Consider the following 15566-nt stretch of genomic DNA (forward strand, 5'->3'; position numbering starts at 1 on the left):
TCCTCATCCCGCTATCCGGGCTGCTCTGGCGCTCGGCCGCCCTTGGCTGGCCTGAATTCTGGGCGATCGCCACCGATCGCCGCACCATCAATGCGCTGAGAATCAGCTTCGGCACCGCCTTCGTCGCGGCTGCGGTCAACGTCGTCTTCGGCACGCTGGTCGCATGGGTGCTGGTGCGCTACCGTTTCCCCGGCCGCCGCATCGTCGATGCCATGGTCGACCTGCCCTTCGCCCTTCCGACGGCTGTGGCCGGCATCGCGCTGACCACGCTCTACGCGCCGAACGGCTGGATCGGCAAATTGCTGATGCCGCTCGGCATCAAGGTCGCCTATACGCCGCTCGGTATCGTCATCGCGCTGATCTTCATCGGCCTGCCCTTCGTCGTGCGCACCGTGCAGCCGATCATGGAGGAGATCGACAAGGAAGTGGAGGAAGCCGCCGCCACGCTGGGCGCCAATCGCTTCCAGATCATCACCCGCATCCTGTTTCCGGGCTTGGCGCCGGCCATCGTCACCGGCTTCGCCCTCGCCTTCGCGCGTGGCGTCGGCGAATACGGCTCGGTCATCTTCATCGCCGGCAACTTGCCCTACAAATCAGAAATCGCACCCCTGCTGATCGTCATTCGGTTGGAGGAATACAATTATCCGGCGGCGACAGCGATCGCGGCGATCATGCTCGCTCTGTCGTTCATCATGCTTTTGGTCGTCAATCTCGCACAGTCATGGAGCCGCAAGCGCTATGGCTGACCCGGAGATCAAATCCTACGAACCGCATCATGAAAGCCAGTCGGCGGCGGTCACGGAAAGCCGCCCTGCGCGCCTGGCTCTGATGGCCGTCGCCTTCGCCTTCCTCGGCATTTTCCTGCTCTTGCCGCTGATCATCGTCTTCAACGAAGCCTTCGCCAAGGGCATCGGTGCCTACACCGAAGCGCTCGGCAGTGCCGACACGCGCTCGGCGATCCGGCTGACGCTGCTGGTGGCGGCGATCTCGGTGCCGCTCAACATCGTCTTCGGCATCTCCGCCGCCTGGGCGATCGCCAAGTTCGAGTTCAAGGGCAAGGCCTTCCTGACCACGCTGATCGACCTCCCCTTCTCGGTCTCGCCGGTCATATCGGGCCTCGTCTATGTGCTTCTGTTCGGCGCCCAGGGGCTGCTCGGCACCTGGCTGAAAGCGCATGGCATCGTCATCCTGTTTGCCGTGCCGGGCATCGTGCTGGCCACAATCTTCGTCACCTTCCCCTTCGTCGCCCGCGAGTTGATCCCGCTGATGCAGGAGCAAGGCAATGGCGACGAGGAGGCAGCGCTTTCGCTCGGCGCCAATGGCTGGCAGACCTTCTGGTACGTGACCTTGCCCAACGTCAAATGGGGGCTGCTCTACGGCGTGCTCCTGTGCAATGCGCGTGCCATGGGCGAGTTCGGCGCGGTATCGGTGGTGTCGGGCCACATACGCGGCCTGACCAACACCATGCCGCTGCATGTCGAAATCCTCTACAACGAGTACAACGCCGTCGGTGCCTTCGCCGTCGCTTCATTGCTTGCGGGCCTGGCGCTCGTCACGCTGGTCTTGAAAACACTTCTCGAGATGCGCTACGGCGCCGAGATCGCCGCGACACGCGGGCACTGACAAAGGGACCACTATGGAAGTTCGCGTTGCCAACGTGCGCAAGGAGTTTGACCGGTTTCCGGCGCTTCACGACGTGTCGCTCGACATCAAGTCGGGCGAACTGATCGCGTTGCTGGGACCGTCCGGTTCCGGCAAGACGACGCTGCTCAGGCTGATCGCCGGGCTGGAGCGGCCGACACGGGGAAAGATATTCTTCGGCGACGAGGACGCCTCGCACAAGTCCATCCAGGAGCGCAATGTCGGCTTTGTCTTCCAGCACTATGCGCTGTTCCGGCACATGACGGTGGCGGACAATATCGGCTTCGGCCTGAAGGTCCGGCACGGACCGTCGCGCCCGCCGGCGCAGGAGATCCGCCGTCGCGCCTCCGAGCTTCTGGACCTCGTCCAGCTTTCAGGGCTCGAAAAGCGCTATCCGGCGCAGCTCTCCGGCGGTCAGAGGCAGCGCGTGGCGCTGGCGCGCGCCATGGCGATCGAGCCCAAGGTGCTGCTGCTCGACGAGCCGTTCGGCGCGCTTGACGCGCAGGTGCGCCGGGAATTGCGCCGCTGGCTGCGCGAAATCCATGACGCCACCGGCCACACCACCGTCTTCGTCACCCACGACCAGGAAGAGGCGCTGGAGCTTGCCGACCGCGTCGTGGTGATGAGCCAGGGCCGCATCGAGCAGGTCGGCACCGCCGACGATATCTACGACACGCCGAACTCGCCCTTCGTCTACGGCTTCATCGGTGAATCGAGCTCGCTTCCCGTCAAGGTCGACAATGGCGAAATCTGGCTCGCCGACCGTCCGATCGGGCTTGCCGCGCCCAACGAGCCCTCGGGCGATGCGACGCTCTACTTCCGCCCGCACGATGTCGAATTGCTGGACGGCTGCAGCGGCTGCATCGCCGGCACGGTCGCCGCCAGCCGCCGCGTGGCCGGCACGCGCCGGGTCGAGCTTGAGATAGGCGGAGAGCGCCAGCGGGTCGAAATCGAACTGCCCGTCGACCACCCTGCAGCGCAGAAAAGCCGGGTGGCGTTCCGCCCCGGACGCTGGAAGCTTTTTCCTGCGGCTTGATCCTCTGGTCTATGGCTACGCCAGCCAGTTCTCGACCTTCAGGCCCTTGATCCGGTTGAACTCTCCCGTGTTGGCGGTCACCAGCGTGGTGCCCAATGCACAGGCATGAGCGGCGATAAAAAGATCGTTGTGGTCAATGGTCTGGCCCGCGGCTTCAAGCTCGGCGTGAAGTCCGCCATACTCGGCATCCACCGGCACATCGAGCGGCAAGACAGGAATCTCGGCCAGCAAGTCTTCAACCTTCTTGAGCAGCTTGGCCGATCCCTTCTTGGCGCAGGCATATCGCAATTCCGAGGCGACCACGATGCTGGTGCAAACGGCGCCATCTCCCTCGCGCGACATTGCCCTCGCGGCCTTGCCAGCCGGGTTTCGGATCATGTCGCTGATAATGTTCGTATCCAGCATGAACCGCATCTAGAAAATGTCCTCGGATTTGACTGGCGTGTCGTAGATCTCGGGGAAGTCGTCTTCAGGATCGAGCGGCGGCTCTTTCGCCCACTGGGCGAGCAACGCGGTGAGGCCAGGTTTGCGAACCGGCTCGATGACAAGACGATCGCCTTCCCGGCTGATCAGGACTTTTTCGCCGGGAAGCTCGAACTCGACAGGAATGCGCACCGCCTGGCTGCGGTTGTTGCGAAACAGCTTCGCCTCCTTGGGCGGCGTTGTTGAATGTCGGCTCTGGGGCATGTTGCAGCTCTTTTGTATATGCCTTTTGTATATCGCCATGCAGCGCCGCAAATCAGGGCGCAGAAAAACTCCGACGAAGTTAACATTCCCCTGGAACAGAATTCCAACATTCATCGACTTAGGCGACATATTTTCCTACGATGAGGCCACGAACCTACGGCGCATGCCTCGTCGCACACCACGCACCCCGGCTATGGTCCCACCATAAATTGCATCGGAGCCTGTTTTCATGAGACGATTTTTCCTCGGGCTTGCCACCGTCGCAGGCCTGTTCCTTGCATCCTCCCAAGCCTGGTCGGCCGACAAACTGCTCAATGCGTCCTATGACGTCGGCCGCGAACTGTTCGTGCAGGTGAACAAGGCCTTCATCGCGCAGCATCCGGGCGTCACGGTCGATCAGTCGCATGCCGGCACTTCGGCGCAGGCGCGTGCCATCGCCGAGGGCCTTGGCGCCGATGTCGTTACCTTCAACCAGGTCACCGACATCGACTTCCTGGTCAAGAAGGACCTCGTCTCGGCCGACTGGCAAAAGGATTTTCCCGACAACGCCTCGCCCTTCTATTCGCTGCCGTCCTTCCTTGTCCGCGCGGGCAATCCCAAGCATATCAAGGACTGGAACGATCTCGTGCGCGACGACGTGCAGGTGATTTTCCCAAATCCGAAAACCTCCGGCAATGCGCGCTACACCTATCTGGCGGCCACCGCCTACGCCAACGAAGCCTTCAAGGGCGACGAGGCCAAGGTGAAGGAGTTCATCACCAAGCTTTTCAACAACGTGCCGATTTTCGACACCGGCGGCCGCGCCGCGACCACCACCTTCGTGCAGCGCGAGATCGGTGATGTGCTGATCACCTTCGAGTCGGAGACGCGCGGCATTCGCAAGGAGTATGGCGACGGCAAGTTCGAGCAGGTCACTCCGACGGTCAGCCTGCTGGCCGAATTCCCCGTCGCGATCGTCGACAAGGTTGCCGACGAGCACGGCACGCGCGATCTGGCCAAGACCTATCTCGACTTCCTCTACACGCCGGAGGGCCAGGACATCGCCGCCCGCAACGGCCTCAGAGCCCGCGACGCCGCTGTGGCGGCAAAATACAAGGCCGATTTCCCCGATATCCGGCTGCTGACGGTGGAAGACGTCTTCGGCGGCTGGGACAAAGTGCAGAAAGAGCATTTCGCCGCTGGCGGCCTGCTCGACCAGACCTACGGCAGCCGCTGAAGGCCGCGATATCTGCGCAGTTGACGGAAAAGCCGGCGCCCTGCCGGCTTTTTTCGTTTTGAACGCCGAAAACCTGGTTATCAGCGGAATATCCGCCTTCTCAGTGCAAAACGTTACAAAGAATCAACGCGTTTGTGCCTAACTGCAATCCGGCGGCTTGTTTTCGCGAAACATCATCGCGCGGCGAAAACGTCATTATTTGCACACAAACAGTCGCCAGATGCGAGTGGTTGGGGCTTCAATGGGTTGATCTGGGCATGCTGACGAAAAAAGGCAAATACGGCCTCAAGGCCCTCGTGCATCTGTCCGGCCTGCCGGCCGGCCAATTGGCCTTCGTCAATGACATCGCGGTGGCCAACAACATCCCGAAGAAATTCCTCGATGCCATTCTGGGCGAGTTGCGCAACGCCGGCTTCGTCCAGAGCCGCAAAGGCAAGGAAGGCGGCTATCGCCTCGCCCGGCCGGCCTCCGAAATCAAGATCGGCCATGTCGTGCGCGTGCTGGATGGGCCGCTGGCGCCGATCCCTTGCGCCAGCCGCACGCAGTATCAGCGCTGCGAGGATTGCGACGAGGCGACCTGCCAGGTCCGCCACATGATGCTGGAGGTGCGGCAGGCGATCGCCGAAGTGCTGGACAATCGCAGCCTTGCCGCCATGCGCGACGCCGATAATGACGATTTCCCGGTTGAGCTGACGTCGCAGATATAACCACCCACTGCAAGCTGACCGCGCTCAGACAGATGAAGGAGGGAGTTCTCCAAATCCCGGGTTGCAAACACCCGAAATCACAGGAGAACCCCATACAGTTTGGCCTACCCGTTCACATTTGACGCAGCCTCGAATACAGCGCGTGCGGACGTCGTACCCGCTACGTGCTCCGTACCCGCCACACCGAGGTCCATCCATCCTGCATTCACGGCCTCGTACATTTCTTCGGCAGGTCCGCTGTGGCCCTTCGGGATGCCGAATTGTTCGAGCGCTTCCGCCCACCCTGCACGCGGGATTGCAAAGGCTTTCACGTCGAGGTTCAGGACTTCGCCCAATTGCTCGGCGACGTCGTCCGCGCTGACCATCGAACCAAGCTCGACGATGCGCTGCCCTGACCACGTTGGCCCGGTCAGAAGCGTTGCGAATTCCGCGCCGATGTCGTTCGTCGCGACCATGGTCGATTTCCGGTTTGTCGGATTGTAGAAAGCCGGCAGCGTTCCGCCCTGCGCGACCTGCAACCCGAAAAGAAAATTCTCGAAGAATCCGCCTGCGCGCACAAAAGCAACTGGCGATGTCAGGCCGCGAAAACCTTGCTCCAGAAGGGACAAGGCCGCGATCACCCCGTGCCCGCTGGTTCTGTTCGCGCCCATCGACGAAAGCGCAACCACTCGCGGCGGCGCTGCCTTGGTGAGCGCCTCGACATAGCTTGCAATCACGCCCTTTGCTTCCTTGTAATCGGGCGAAGGCGCCCAGACAGGAGGCAGCATGACGAACGCGCCTTCGACGCCTTCGAGCGCCCGCTCGATGGCTGCCGAATCATTCCAATCGCCGTCAACCAGCTCCACGCCCCGGTTCGCCCAGCTCAACGCCTTCTCGCGGTCGCGGACCAGCGCGCGCACCTTTTTGCCTTGCGCTAGCAAATGCCTTGCCGTCGCGCCGCCCACGTTTCCCGTGATTCCCATTACTAAGAACATGTGTTTTCTCCTGATGTTGAGGGACAGAACTGCCCCTGTTGGTTCAATGGATGAGCGGCAGAATGGCCCGGATACGGGGATCGCGTAGATAGAGGCCGCCCCAGGTCATCGCGCCCAGAAGCAGGGAAATGATTTCCGGCGGCGATCCCAACTCACCGATGCGGAGATGGGCGCAGATGGCACCTCCCAAAAAGCCCGTCACCAGGATCGCGCCGAGGACGGCGGTGACCGGGATGGCGTAGAGGATGGCGCAGGCGAGGATGATCGGACCCACGACGCGCGTCAGGTCCATCGCGAACCCGGTTTCCTGCAACATGCTCGCGACCCGTGCCGGCGCGAAAAGCTGAACAGTGCCGTCTGTCATCAAAGCGATAACGACAAACGCGCTCATTATCCGGCCGCCCCACAGGGCGCGATGCAAGGTCATAGTTTCAGGTGTCTGATGCAGGTTCACAGTTTCAGACACTTGTCATTCTCCGATGGGGTGATCCCATATTCGAAGCTTACTGTGCCTCTCAGGCGTGATAAACACCGAGGAAATGAACCGACTGTTCTCTTTTTTGGAAACAATACCGGGAAACGAAAATGCAAAATCTCGAACCCATCCTCATTTTCATAACGGTAGCGGAAATGGGGAGCTTCACCCGCGCAGCCGACAGCCTGGGCATCCACAAGGGGAGAGCCTCAACGGCGGTCCGGAAGCTGGAAGAAGATCTCGGTGTCAGGCTCCTGCACCGGACGACGCGCAGCGTGCGGTTGACGGAAGACGGACGCGCATTTCATGCCCGTGCCCGCGATCTGCTCGCTGAAGTCGATGATCTGCACTCGATGTTCGCAGGCGATCGCGTGGCACTTCGCGGGCGTTTGCGGGTCGACCTTCCGACCGAAGTGGCGCGCACAACTATCGTGCCGGCCTTGCCGGATTTCATGGCGGCGCACCCCCAATTGGAGCTGGAGGTGTCGAGTACGGACCGGCAAGTCGATCTGGTTCAAGAGGGGTTCGATTGTGTATTGCGGCTTGGACCCATTCGCGACGAAACGCTGATCGCCCGCCCGTTGGGCCTGTTGCGCATGGCCAACGCTGCCAGTCCCGCCTATCTGGCGCGCCATGGCGTCCCTCGGTCGCTGGATGATCTCCAGCGTCAGGAACATAGGACAATTCACTTTTCGACGGTGCTGGGCGCGAGACCCTATGGATGGGAATATCCGGACGGCGACAGCTACGCGACGCTTCAGTTGCCAGGTGCGCTGCACGTCAACAGCGCGCAGACCTACGAAGCCGCCGCCCTCGCCGGCCTTGGTGTGATTCAGGCGCCACTTTTGGGCATTGGCCGATACTTGGAGAGTGGAGCGCTTGTCGAGATCATACCCGATTTTCGTCGACGGGCGCTCGCCGTATCCCTCGTCGTCGCACATCGGAGCAATCTGTCGCGCCGAGTCCGCGCATTCATGAAATGGATCGAAGATGTGCTGACGCCGTATATGGAATAGCGACTGCCGGTCAGCGATCAGCGGTCCGGCGTCGCGGGCGCCAGCTCGCGTTGCACGCGCCTGTCCCCCAGGTATAGGGCAAGCGAAATTTGCAGAAGTCTTGAGCGCGGACATGACCTTGCACGTCCCAAGCCGACGCAGTAAAGCGGGGGTCGAAGAACGGGCTGGACCGATGAGGCTGTGGTGGTTCGCAAAATCCCGCAAGGCCGCCCGCAAGCTGCCATCGGCAGCCAGTTTCCGCACTGAAATCATCGCCGACGTCTTCGTCCCGGAACGGGCGGAGGACGTGCGCTTCTTCAGCCGCAAGCTGGTTCACCCCGGCCGGCTTCGCCGCTTTTCCAACAAGGACCTTCGGGAAGGCCTGCTGTCCGTCTTCTATCTCGTGGTGGCAGCGGCGCTGCCGGTGCGCTGGTGGGCGCCGATCTGCGGCCGCATATCGAGGTTTCGCCTGAAGCGCCATATGCGCAAGGAATTCCCGGCCTACGCGGCCGCGACACGCGCGGTGCTTGGCGATGGTATCGATACACGCAAGCTGTTCGAGGGATTGCTGGCGGCGCGCCATCGGCGCCGCCTGCAGCTCGCCGCACATCTGGTGGCTGGCCGCTGGTCGCCGACGATCCGGCTGGAGGGGCTGGAGGGGCTGCGGTCGGCCTTGCAGCGCGGCCACGGCGCCATCCTCTGGTGCGATCAATTCACCGCCCAGACCATCATCGGCAAGCGCGCGCTATACGAGGCCGGTGTCGAGGCGCATCAGGTGAGCGTCAACACCCACGGTATTTCCGAAAGCGCGTTCGGCCTGCGTTTCCTCAACCCGCCGCTGATCGATGTCGAAAACCGGTTCCTGAAAAGCCGGGTCGCCTTTGATCGCGACGACGCCTATCAGGTCACCATCCGCATCCAGAAGATCCTGAAGCAGAATGGCGTGGTGACGATGACCAACACCGTCCATGCCGGCACGATTTTCACCGAGGCAGCCATGGGCGAAAGCGGCTGGACGCATCTCGCCTCGGCGCCGGCGAATTTTGCCGCCAGGGGCCGAACCGCCCTGTTTGCCATGTCGACCTTCGAAGTGGTTCCCTTCATCGAGTACCAGGCCGTGCTCAGCCCCGAGTTGACGCCGGAGGCGTCTGTCACCCCGGCAAAGGACACCGCCAGGGATGGCGCCAAGAACATGGCTGTGCAGGCGCACTACATCCTGCTCAAGCGCGACCGCCTGCTGGAAGCGCTGAGGCTCTACCCCGAGCAGATGCTGACGTGGTCCCGCCGGCAGCGGCTGACCGAGGCGCCGGACAGCACCGGCATCGGAATGGATGAAGGCTCATGACCGGCGTATCAGGCGGACCGCGGCAGCGACGAGCTCACCGACCGGGCGTGTGGCATCGAGTGTCGAGGCGCGCTCTTCCGCAGCCGTCGGCTCGAGGATGGCGAACTGGCTGTCGACCAGGCTTGCCGGCATGAAATGGCCCTTGCGATTACCGACACGCTGCCTGGCCGTGGCAGGGTCGATCTTCAAATAGAGGAAGACGATTTCCGGGCAGAAGCCGCTCAGCCGGTCGCGGTAGCTGCGCTTCAGTGCCGAGCAGGCGGCAATCACGCCCTGTCCGCTGCCCACCGACTCCGCGATGCGCTCGCCGATCGCGTCGAGCCAGCCTTCGCGCAGTTGATCGGTAAGCGGTTCGCCGCTTGCCATGCGTGCGACGTTTTCCGGCGGATGCAGCTTGTCGCCCTCGATAAAGGCAACGCCCAGAGCGGCGGCAAGCCCGATGCCCACCGCCGACTTGCCGCAGCCGGCGACGCCCATAACCACGATGGCCGGCACCGAGCCGGGGGCGCTCGTCGGCGCCTGTGCTGCCGCTCCGTCCACGGTCAGCGGCTTGCCGGCGCGCGGCCGTAGAGCAGCAGCATGGCGACAATGACGACGCCATAGATGATCTGCCGCCCCGCCTCCGGCATCTGCATGACGGAGAGGATGGACTGCAGCAGCGTGATGAGGATGACACCGGCGACCGTGCCGAGATAGGAGCCGCGCCCGCCCAGGATCGAGGTGCCGCCAAGCACCACCGCGGCGATCGACGGCAGCAGATAAGCGTCGCCCATCGACTGCGCCGCCTTGGAGGCATAGCCAGCCAGAAGCACGCCGCCGAAAGCCGAGAGCCCGCCGGAGACGGCGAAGGCGACCATCACCACGCGCCGCGTATCGATGCCGGAGAGATACGCCGCGCGTTCGCGGTTGCCGATGCCGTAGACGGTGCGGCCGAAGCTGGTACGGGTCAGCACGAACACCATCGCGGCTCCGATCAGCACCCAGATGATGACCGCGTTGGGCACGCCCGGAATGGCGAAGCCGGTCGCCAGGTAGCGCATCGCGCCCGTTGCCGAATCCTGCGGCGAGAAGCCGCCTGTGTAGACCACCATCAGCCCTTGCGCGACAGCGTTGGTGGCCAATGTGATGATCATCGAGGGGATGCGCAGATAGGCGACGCCGATGCCGTTGACGACGCCGATCAGCATGCCGCAGAAAATACCGAACGGAATGGCCAGCGCCACGCCGACCGGGCCGTACGCCGCCGCAGCGCAGGCCATCATGGCGCCCGCCGCCACCGCCCATGGCACCGACAGGTCGATCTGACCGAGCAGGATGACCAGCATCATGCCGGTTGCGATGACGCCGAGGAACGAAGCCACCTTGAGCTGCTGCAGAAGATATTCAGGCGACAGGAAGCTTCTGGAATAGAGGCTGCCCAGGAACAGCAAGAGAACGATGCAGGCAAAGGCCGTCAGCACCGCCGGATCGGCGCGGCGGATGAACCTGGGCATGCGGCCGGCAATACCGCCAAGCGTCGTTTCGCTCACAGGAACCACTCCAGCCGGTTGCGGACCCGAAACAGGGCGAAGGCGCCGAGGCTGACGGCGACCAGCAGGATAACGCCCTGGAACAGCGGCTGCCAGAGCGGATCGAAATCGAAGACGAACAACAGGTCGCCGATGGTGCGGAAGGCCAGCGCGCCGAAGATGGCGCCGATGGCGCTGCCCTTGCCGCCGAACAGCGAGACGCCGCCGAGCACCACGGCTGCGATCGAAAACAGCGTGTAGGAGTTGCCGCTGGCATAGGCCGCCTCGCCCGTATAGGTGAAGAAAGTCAGGAACAGTCCGCCGATCGCCGCCAGCAGGCCGGCCAGCGTGTAGGCAGCGAACTTGCCGCGCCGGATCGGCACACCCGACATGTAGGCCGCCGTCTCCGATGAGCCTGCCGCGTAGGCGGCGCGGCCGAGCACCGAGCGGCTGAACGGCACCCAGATCACCAGCACGATGGCCAGCAGGACGACCAGGCTCGCCGGCACCACGCCGAACACACGGCCGGTCAGCGCATCGGCCAGATCCTCATTGACCGAGCCGCCCGGGAATGGCCGCAGCAAAAGGCCGATGCCGTAATAGACGGCGCCAGTGGCAATGGTGGCGACAATCGGCTGCAGCCGGCCATAGATGACGATGGCGCCGTTGATCGCGCCGCACAACAGCCCCACCGCCAGCACGGCGATGACACCGAGCGTCGTCTGCATCGGCGTGCCGACCACCAGCCAGGAGGCGAGGCAGTTGGTGAGCAGGAAGATCATACCGACGGACAAGTCGATGCCGGCGGTGATCACCACCAGCGTCTGCGCCATGGCGACAAAGGCGAGCAGCACGCCCTTGTTCGACGCCGTCTGCACGACATTGGCGGTGAAGCCCGCCGGATGGTTTGAGGTGTAGATGACGAACATGACGATGAAGATGCCGAGCGCCAGCAGAGTTCCGCGCTGCTCGGCCAGCCAGTAGCGCCAATCTTTCACGCGCTTGCTCCCAGGCCCACCGGGCTCTCCTCGCCATGGATGTTGAGCGCGCTTGATATCAGCGCCCGCTCGGTGATCTCGGCACCAACCAACTCGCGCTTGACCGCCCCGTCATAGAGCACCAGCACACGGTCGCAGCAGCCGATCAGTTCGTCATAGTCGGTCGAGTAGAACAGGATCGCAGCACCCGCGTCGGCCAGTTTGCGCATCAGCTGGTACAGCTCCTGCTTGGTGCCGACGTCGATGCCGCGCGTCGGATCGTTGAGCAGGATGATGCGTGGCTGGCGCATCAGCCATTTGGCGATGACCACTTTCTGCTGGTTGCCGCCCGAAAGCGCGCCGACCGGAATGTCGAGGCCTGCCGTCTTGATCGCCAGGAGGCCGACCATGTCGTCGATCAGCCGCTGCTCGGCGGCACGGTCGATGATGCCGGCTTTCGACAGCCGGTCGAGCGCCGCGAAGGACAGGTTCTCGCGCACCGTCATCGGCAGCATCAGCCCTTCGGTCTTGCGGTCCTCGGGAATCAGCGCCATGCCGATGCCGTCGTCGCGCGCAACGGATGGGCTGGTGATCGAGACCGACTTGCCGTCGATCAGGATCTGGCCGCTGAGGCCCCGCAGCACGCCGAAGAAGGCGAGCAGCAATTCGCGCTGGCCCTGGCCGTCGAGGCCGCCAAGGCCGACCACCTCACCTGCCCTGACGGTCAGCGAGATGTCGTGCAGCCGGTCGGCCCATGAGAGCTTGCGGCCCTCTAGCCTGGGGGCCGCGGTGGCAGGCACGGCCGCCGGCTTGGGCGGAAAGATATGGCTGTATTCGCGGCCGATCATCAGTTCGACCACCTCATTGTCGCTCTTCGAGCCGGCTGGATAGCTGGCGACATTGCGGCCGTTGCGGAACACCGTGCACTGATCCGCCAGTTCGGCGATCTCGTTCATGCGGTGCGAGATGTAAAGCAGCGCCAGCCCTTCCGAGCGCAGCCGCTTGAGCACTGCGAAGATCTTCGAGACATCCGCTGCCGTCAGCGCCGAGGTCGCTTCGTCAAGGATGAGGATGCGCGGCTTGCGTGCCAATGCCTTGGCGATCTCGACCATCTGGCGGCGCGACAATGGCAGGTCCTTGACCAGCGCCAGCGGGTGGATGTCGGCGGCGCCGGCGCGAGCAAGTGCTTCTTCGGCTATGCGGCGCTGCGCCTTGCGGTCGATCATGCCGAAGCGTTTGGGCGGATCGGAAATGACGATGTTGTCGGCCACGCTGAGCTCAGGGACCAGCGACAGTTCCTGGAAGATGCAGACGATGCCGGCCTTGTTGGCGGCCCCCGGAGAAGCGAAGGTCGCCTCGCGCCCGTCCAGCGTCATGCGGCCCTCATCGGGCGCCACGACACCTGCCATGACCTTGATCAGCGTCGACTTGCCGGCGCCGTTTTCACCGAGAATGGCGTGGATGCTGCCGGCTTCGACGACAAGCTCGGCCTTCTCCAGCGCGCGTACGCCGCCATAGCGCTTGGATATGCCTTCCATACGAAAGAGCGGAGCCGCGCCGTCCATCGGCCCTCCCAGGGCGATTGTGGGATTGAGACAAGCGCCGCGGCTCAAGCCGCGGCGCCAGGTGACAGCCAGCGATGATTTACTGGTTTTCCTTGGTCTGACCCATGATTTCCTGGGCGCTGAAATTGATGCCGCAGGTCGGGAAGGAATTGCCGACGAAGAAATTATCGGATTCCTTGGGGAAGTAATCCGTGCCTTCCTTCAAGTTCGGGTCTTCGGCGATCGCCAGCGGCAGCTTCACCTCTTGTGGCACCACCTCGCCTTCGAGTGCGGCGATCGCGGTCTTGATGGCGACGGCGACCTGAGCCGGACCCGAGCCCGCGGACGAGCACTTCAGCCCGTCGGCCGAATGCGCGGCGCAGAACTTGCGGAAGCCGTTCTCGGTCTCGCCGCCAAACGGCACGAACGGATGCTTGGCGTCGATCATCGCCTGCACGATGCCGGTATCGCCGCCCTGGCCGGTGATGCCGTCGAACGGACCGTTGGTGGCGATCGCATCGGCGGTCACTTTCTGTGCCACGCCGTCATCCCATTTGCCGGCGACTTCGGTGACGTCCCACTTCTTGCCGGACGCAGCGAAGACCTCGTGGATGCCGTTGTGGCGGTCGGTGTCGACGGAGGTGCCGGCGACGCCGCGCACTTCCAGGATCTTGCCGCCATTCGGTATCTTGGCGACCAGCCACTTGGCCCACAATTCGCCAAGGCCTTTCTGATCGACATTGACGTTGATGGCATCCTTGGTGTCGAGGATGTTGTCGAAGGCGACCAGAACGATGCCGGCTTCCTTGGCGCGCTTGATGACCGGACCGAAGGCCGTCGGATTCTGGGCGTCGGTGACGATGGCGTCATAGCCGGAATCGATGAAATTGTTGATCGCCGAGATCTGCGCCGGCACGTCCTCGCCCGTCGAGACGACCTTGAATTCCTTTATCTTGGCTTTGACTTCAGGTTGCGCGGCGTAGGCCTTGGCCGTCTGCACCATCTGGATGCGCCAGGTGTTTGCGATATAGCCATTGGCAAAGGCGATGCGGAACGGCCCTTCCTTCTTGGGATATTTGAAGAATTTGGTCTCCGCGCTCCACGGCGCGAAACAGTCCGCCTGAGCGGCAGGACCCGATACGATTTCGGGTCCGGCGGCCATGGCGGCCGAATTGAGCATGACGAATGCAGTGGCGGCAACGACGCCACCAACAAGTGACTTGATCATCGATAATCCTCCCGATTGCAGTTCTGATTGTCGTTTCGCAATGCGATTTTTTCGCGCGATGGACCGGCACCTCCCGCCTCGCCATGCGCTTCCTTGGCCGCCCGTGGTGGCCGACCCGGTTCCTCCCTTGTCGCCGCCAGCGGGGCGAAAACTATCATATTATCCATAATAAACAAGTATTAGTTGTCACTTATGTATAATAAACAGGCGCAAACTATCGTTCATACACCTGCCCGGAGGAGATGGTAGCGCTACCAAATTGGCGTGTAAACCGGCATTCGCACAGTCGCTCCTGTGCGTTTCAACGCACCGTGCTCTCGCGGCGCTTGAGCTCGAAACCGAGGTCGACGATCCGTTGCTCCGGTCTGTTGCCGGCGATCGCCGCCAGCGCCATGGCGACGGCACGCCGGCCGATCTCATAACGATGGGTGCGAATGCTGGTGACCGAAGGAAACGCCACCTGCATCATGTCGAGATCGTTGAAACCGACGATGCCGATCGTCTTCGGCACCGCGATCGAGGCGCGATGGCATTCGAACAAGACGCCGAGGGCGATGTCGTCATTGTTGCAGAAGACACCGTCGAGTGTCGGCACCTTGGCCAGCGCGTCACGGAACATCTCGCGGCCGAGCGACACGCTGGAGAGCACCGGCGTGGTGGTGACGAGGCGCGGGTCGAACAGGCCCGCGGCCTCCATCGCTGCGCGATAGCCGGCAAGCCGCCGCTGCGAGCGCGGATCCATACGCGCGCCGATGAAGCCGATGCGGCGATAGCCGGCCTCGATCAGATGCTCGGTCGCTGCCCTGCCGCCATCGAGATGCGAGAAGCCGACCATCATGTCGACCGGATCTGGGCCGGTTTCCATGACCTGCACCACGGGGCAGCCGGCACTTTCCAGCAGCTTTCGCGAAGCCGGCGTCTGATCGATGCCGGCGACGATCAGCGCGGCTGGCCGTTGCGAACCGAACAGCTGCAACAGCCGCTCTTCCTCGAGGCCGGAATAGTGGGTGTTGCCAAGCTGGATGCGGAACGGGCTGGCCGAGAGGCTGTCATAGATGCCGCGCACCACCTCGGCGAAGACGTTGTTGGTCAGCGACGGCACCAGCACGCCGAACACCTCGGCGCGCGCCGAGGCCAGCGCCCGGGCATTCGGGTCCGGCACGTAGCCCAGTTCGTCGACGGCGGCCTGGATCTGGCGGCGCAGCTCTTCGGACACACGCTCCGGCTCGCGCC

Annotated in this window: 16 protein-coding genes and 1 pseudogene (1 of these 17 only partly in view); 7 read left to right on the plus strand and 10 right to left on the minus strand. The window is 63.1% G+C overall.

The genetic code is table 11. The annotated features are described in order from the left end of the window. The 3 genes from cysT to EOC06_RS12815 all read left to right on the plus strand — a co-directional run. Nucleotides 1–746: sulfate ABC transporter permease subunit CysT (cysT, locus tag EOC06_RS12805; protein WP_245469544.1), on the plus strand; the 746-nt coding region annotated here is incomplete at its 5' end. Further along, entirely contained in the window at nucleotides 739–1623 is an 885-nt protein-coding gene (gene cysW, locus EOC06_RS12810; protein ID WP_127270916.1) for a sulfate ABC transporter permease subunit CysW, read from the plus strand. The genes cysT and cysW, both read left to right, overlap by 8 nt. A 13-nt stretch (nucleotides 1624–1636) precedes the next feature. Further along, nucleotides 1637–2677: a sulfate/molybdate ABC transporter ATP-binding protein gene (locus tag EOC06_RS12815; RefSeq protein ID WP_128307921.1), complete on the plus strand. Its 1041-nt coding sequence runs from the start codon at nucleotides 1637–1639 to the stop codon at nucleotides 2675–2677. Between the two features lie 15 nt (nucleotides 2678–2692). Here EOC06_RS12815 and EOC06_RS12820 read toward each other — a convergent pair whose 3' ends face one another. Beyond that, on the minus strand, nucleotides 2693–3091 hold the full coding sequence (locus EOC06_RS12820; RefSeq protein WP_128307922.1) for a type II toxin-antitoxin system VapC family toxin: 399 nt from the start codon (nucleotides 3089–3091) through the stop codon (nucleotides 2693–2695). Further along, on the minus strand, nucleotides 3092–3364 hold the full coding sequence (locus EOC06_RS12825; protein WP_127271402.1) for an antitoxin: 273 nt from the start codon (nucleotides 3362–3364) through the stop codon (nucleotides 3092–3094). A 229-nt stretch (nucleotides 3365–3593) separates the two neighbouring features. Here EOC06_RS12825 and EOC06_RS12830 point away from each other — a divergent pair, with 229 nt between their 5' ends. Continuing rightward, a complete protein-coding gene (locus EOC06_RS12830) occupies nucleotides 3594–4580 on the plus strand; it encodes a sulfate ABC transporter substrate-binding protein (protein WP_128307923.1) in 987 nt (328 codons plus the stop codon). Nucleotides 4581–4837: 257 nt separating this feature from the next. After that, the gene (locus EOC06_RS12835; protein WP_013530871.1) at nucleotides 4838–5287 is read left to right on the plus strand and encodes an Rrf2 family transcriptional regulator; all 450 of its coding nucleotides are present in this window, start codon (nucleotides 4838–4840) and stop codon (nucleotides 5285–5287) included. Between the two features lie 104 nt (nucleotides 5288–5391). Here the strand turns inward: EOC06_RS12835 and EOC06_RS12840 are convergent, their stop codons facing one another. Together EOC06_RS12840 and EOC06_RS12845 are read right to left on the minus strand one after the other, a co-directional pair. After that, a complete protein-coding gene (locus tag EOC06_RS12840; RefSeq protein WP_128307924.1) occupies nucleotides 5392–6261 on the minus strand; it encodes an NmrA family NAD(P)-binding protein in 870 nt (289 codons plus the stop codon). 43 nt (nucleotides 6262–6304) lie between these two features. After that, nucleotides 6305–6727, minus strand: a complete 423-nt coding sequence (locus tag EOC06_RS12845) for a DoxX family protein (RefSeq protein ID WP_128307925.1) — start codon at nucleotides 6725–6727, stop codon at nucleotides 6305–6307. A 119-nt stretch (nucleotides 6728–6846) separates the two neighbouring features. Here EOC06_RS12845 and EOC06_RS12850 point away from each other — a divergent pair, with 119 nt between their 5' ends. Both EOC06_RS12850 and EOC06_RS12855 read left to right on the plus strand, forming a co-directional pair. Continuing rightward, complete coding sequence (locus tag EOC06_RS12850; RefSeq protein WP_128307926.1) at nucleotides 6847–7752, plus strand: LysR family transcriptional regulator; 906 nt, start codon at nucleotides 6847–6849, stop codon at nucleotides 7750–7752. A 172-nt stretch (nucleotides 7753–7924) separates the two neighbouring features. Beyond that, on the plus strand, nucleotides 7925–9076 hold the full coding sequence (locus EOC06_RS12855; RefSeq protein ID WP_128307927.1) for a hypothetical protein: 1152 nt from the start codon (nucleotides 7925–7927) through the stop codon (nucleotides 9074–9076). Here the strand turns inward: EOC06_RS12855 and EOC06_RS12860 are convergent. The 6 genes and pseudogenes from EOC06_RS12860 to EOC06_RS12885 form a co-directional block, all read right to left on the minus strand. Continuing rightward, nucleotides 9071–9616 carry a gluconokinase gene (locus EOC06_RS12860; RefSeq protein WP_128307928.1) on the minus strand — a complete coding sequence of 182 codons (546 nt, stop codon included), beginning with the start codon at nucleotides 9614–9616 and terminating at the stop codon, nucleotides 9071–9073. The genes EOC06_RS12855 and EOC06_RS12860 overlap by 6 nt on opposite strands. A gap of 2 nt (nucleotides 9617–9618) precedes the next feature. After that, nucleotides 9619–10605 (minus strand): ABC transporter permease, encoded by a 987-nt coding sequence (locus EOC06_RS12865; RefSeq protein ID WP_128307929.1) that lies wholly within the window; start codon nucleotides 10603–10605, stop codon nucleotides 9619–9621. Next, nucleotides 10602–11582: an ABC transporter permease gene (locus EOC06_RS12870; RefSeq protein ID WP_127270185.1), complete on the minus strand. Its 981-nt coding sequence runs from the start codon at nucleotides 11580–11582 to the stop codon at nucleotides 10602–10604. The genes EOC06_RS12865 and EOC06_RS12870 overlap by 4 nt, the downstream gene beginning before the upstream one ends. Further along, a complete protein-coding gene (locus EOC06_RS12875) occupies nucleotides 11579–13126 on the minus strand; it encodes a sugar ABC transporter ATP-binding protein (protein ID WP_128307930.1) in 1548 nt (515 codons plus the stop codon). The genes EOC06_RS12870 and EOC06_RS12875 overlap by 4 nt, the downstream gene beginning before the upstream one ends. Before the next feature lie 79 nt (nucleotides 13127–13205). Beyond that, nucleotides 13206–14333, minus strand: coding sequence for a sugar ABC transporter substrate-binding protein (locus EOC06_RS12880; protein WP_127273383.1), 1128 nt, complete (start codon nucleotides 14331–14333; stop codon nucleotides 13206–13208). 301 nt (nucleotides 14334–14634) lie between these two features. Further along, nucleotides 14635–15566, minus strand: a pseudogene (locus tag EOC06_RS12885) (LacI family DNA-binding transcriptional regulator); it runs 102 nt beyond the window's last position.

The organism is Mesorhizobium sp. M7A.F.Ca.MR.362.00.0.0, assembly GCF_004023175.1.
GTDB lineage: Bacteria > Pseudomonadota > Alphaproteobacteria > Rhizobiales > Rhizobiaceae > Mesorhizobium.

What these genes read in the sequence shown, in the direction of transcription:
- EOC06_RS12880 (WP_127273383.1), bottom strand. Translation starts at nt 14,333, where the DNA reads ATGATCAAGTCACTTGTTGGTGGCGTCGTTGCCGCCACTGCATTCGTC.
- EOC06_RS12820 (WP_128307922.1), bottom strand. Translation starts at nt 3,091, where the DNA reads ATGCGGTTCATGCTGGATACGAACATTATCAGCGACATGATCCGAAAC.
- EOC06_RS12825 (WP_127271402.1), bottom strand. Translation starts at nt 3,364, where the DNA reads ATGCCCCAGAGCCGACATTCAACAACGCCGCCCAAGGAGGCGAAGCTG.
- EOC06_RS12855 (WP_128307927.1), top strand. Translation starts at nt 7,925, where the DNA reads ATGAGGCTGTGGTGGTTCGCAAAATCCCGCAAGGCCGCCCGCAAGCTG.
- EOC06_RS12850 (WP_128307926.1), top strand. Translation starts at nt 6,847, where the DNA reads ATGCAAAATCTCGAACCCATCCTCATTTTCATAACGGTAGCGGAAATG.
- EOC06_RS12840 (WP_128307924.1), bottom strand. Translation starts at nt 6,261, where the DNA reads ATGTTCTTAGTAATGGGAATCACGGGAAACGTGGGCGGCGCGACGGCA.
- cysW (WP_127270916.1), top strand. Translation starts at nt 739, where the DNA reads ATGGCTGACCCGGAGATCAAATCCTACGAACCGCATCATGAAAGCCAG.
- EOC06_RS12830 (WP_128307923.1), top strand. Translation starts at nt 3,594, where the DNA reads ATGAGACGATTTTTCCTCGGGCTTGCCACCGTCGCAGGCCTGTTCCTT.
- EOC06_RS12875 (WP_128307930.1), bottom strand. Translation starts at nt 13,126, where the DNA reads ATGGACGGCGCGGCTCCGCTCTTTCGTATGGAAGGCATATCCAAGCGC.
- EOC06_RS12835 (WP_013530871.1), top strand. Translation starts at nt 4,838, where the DNA reads ATGCTGACGAAAAAAGGCAAATACGGCCTCAAGGCCCTCGTGCATCTG.
- EOC06_RS12815 (WP_128307921.1), top strand. Translation starts at nt 1,637, where the DNA reads ATGGAAGTTCGCGTTGCCAACGTGCGCAAGGAGTTTGACCGGTTTCCG.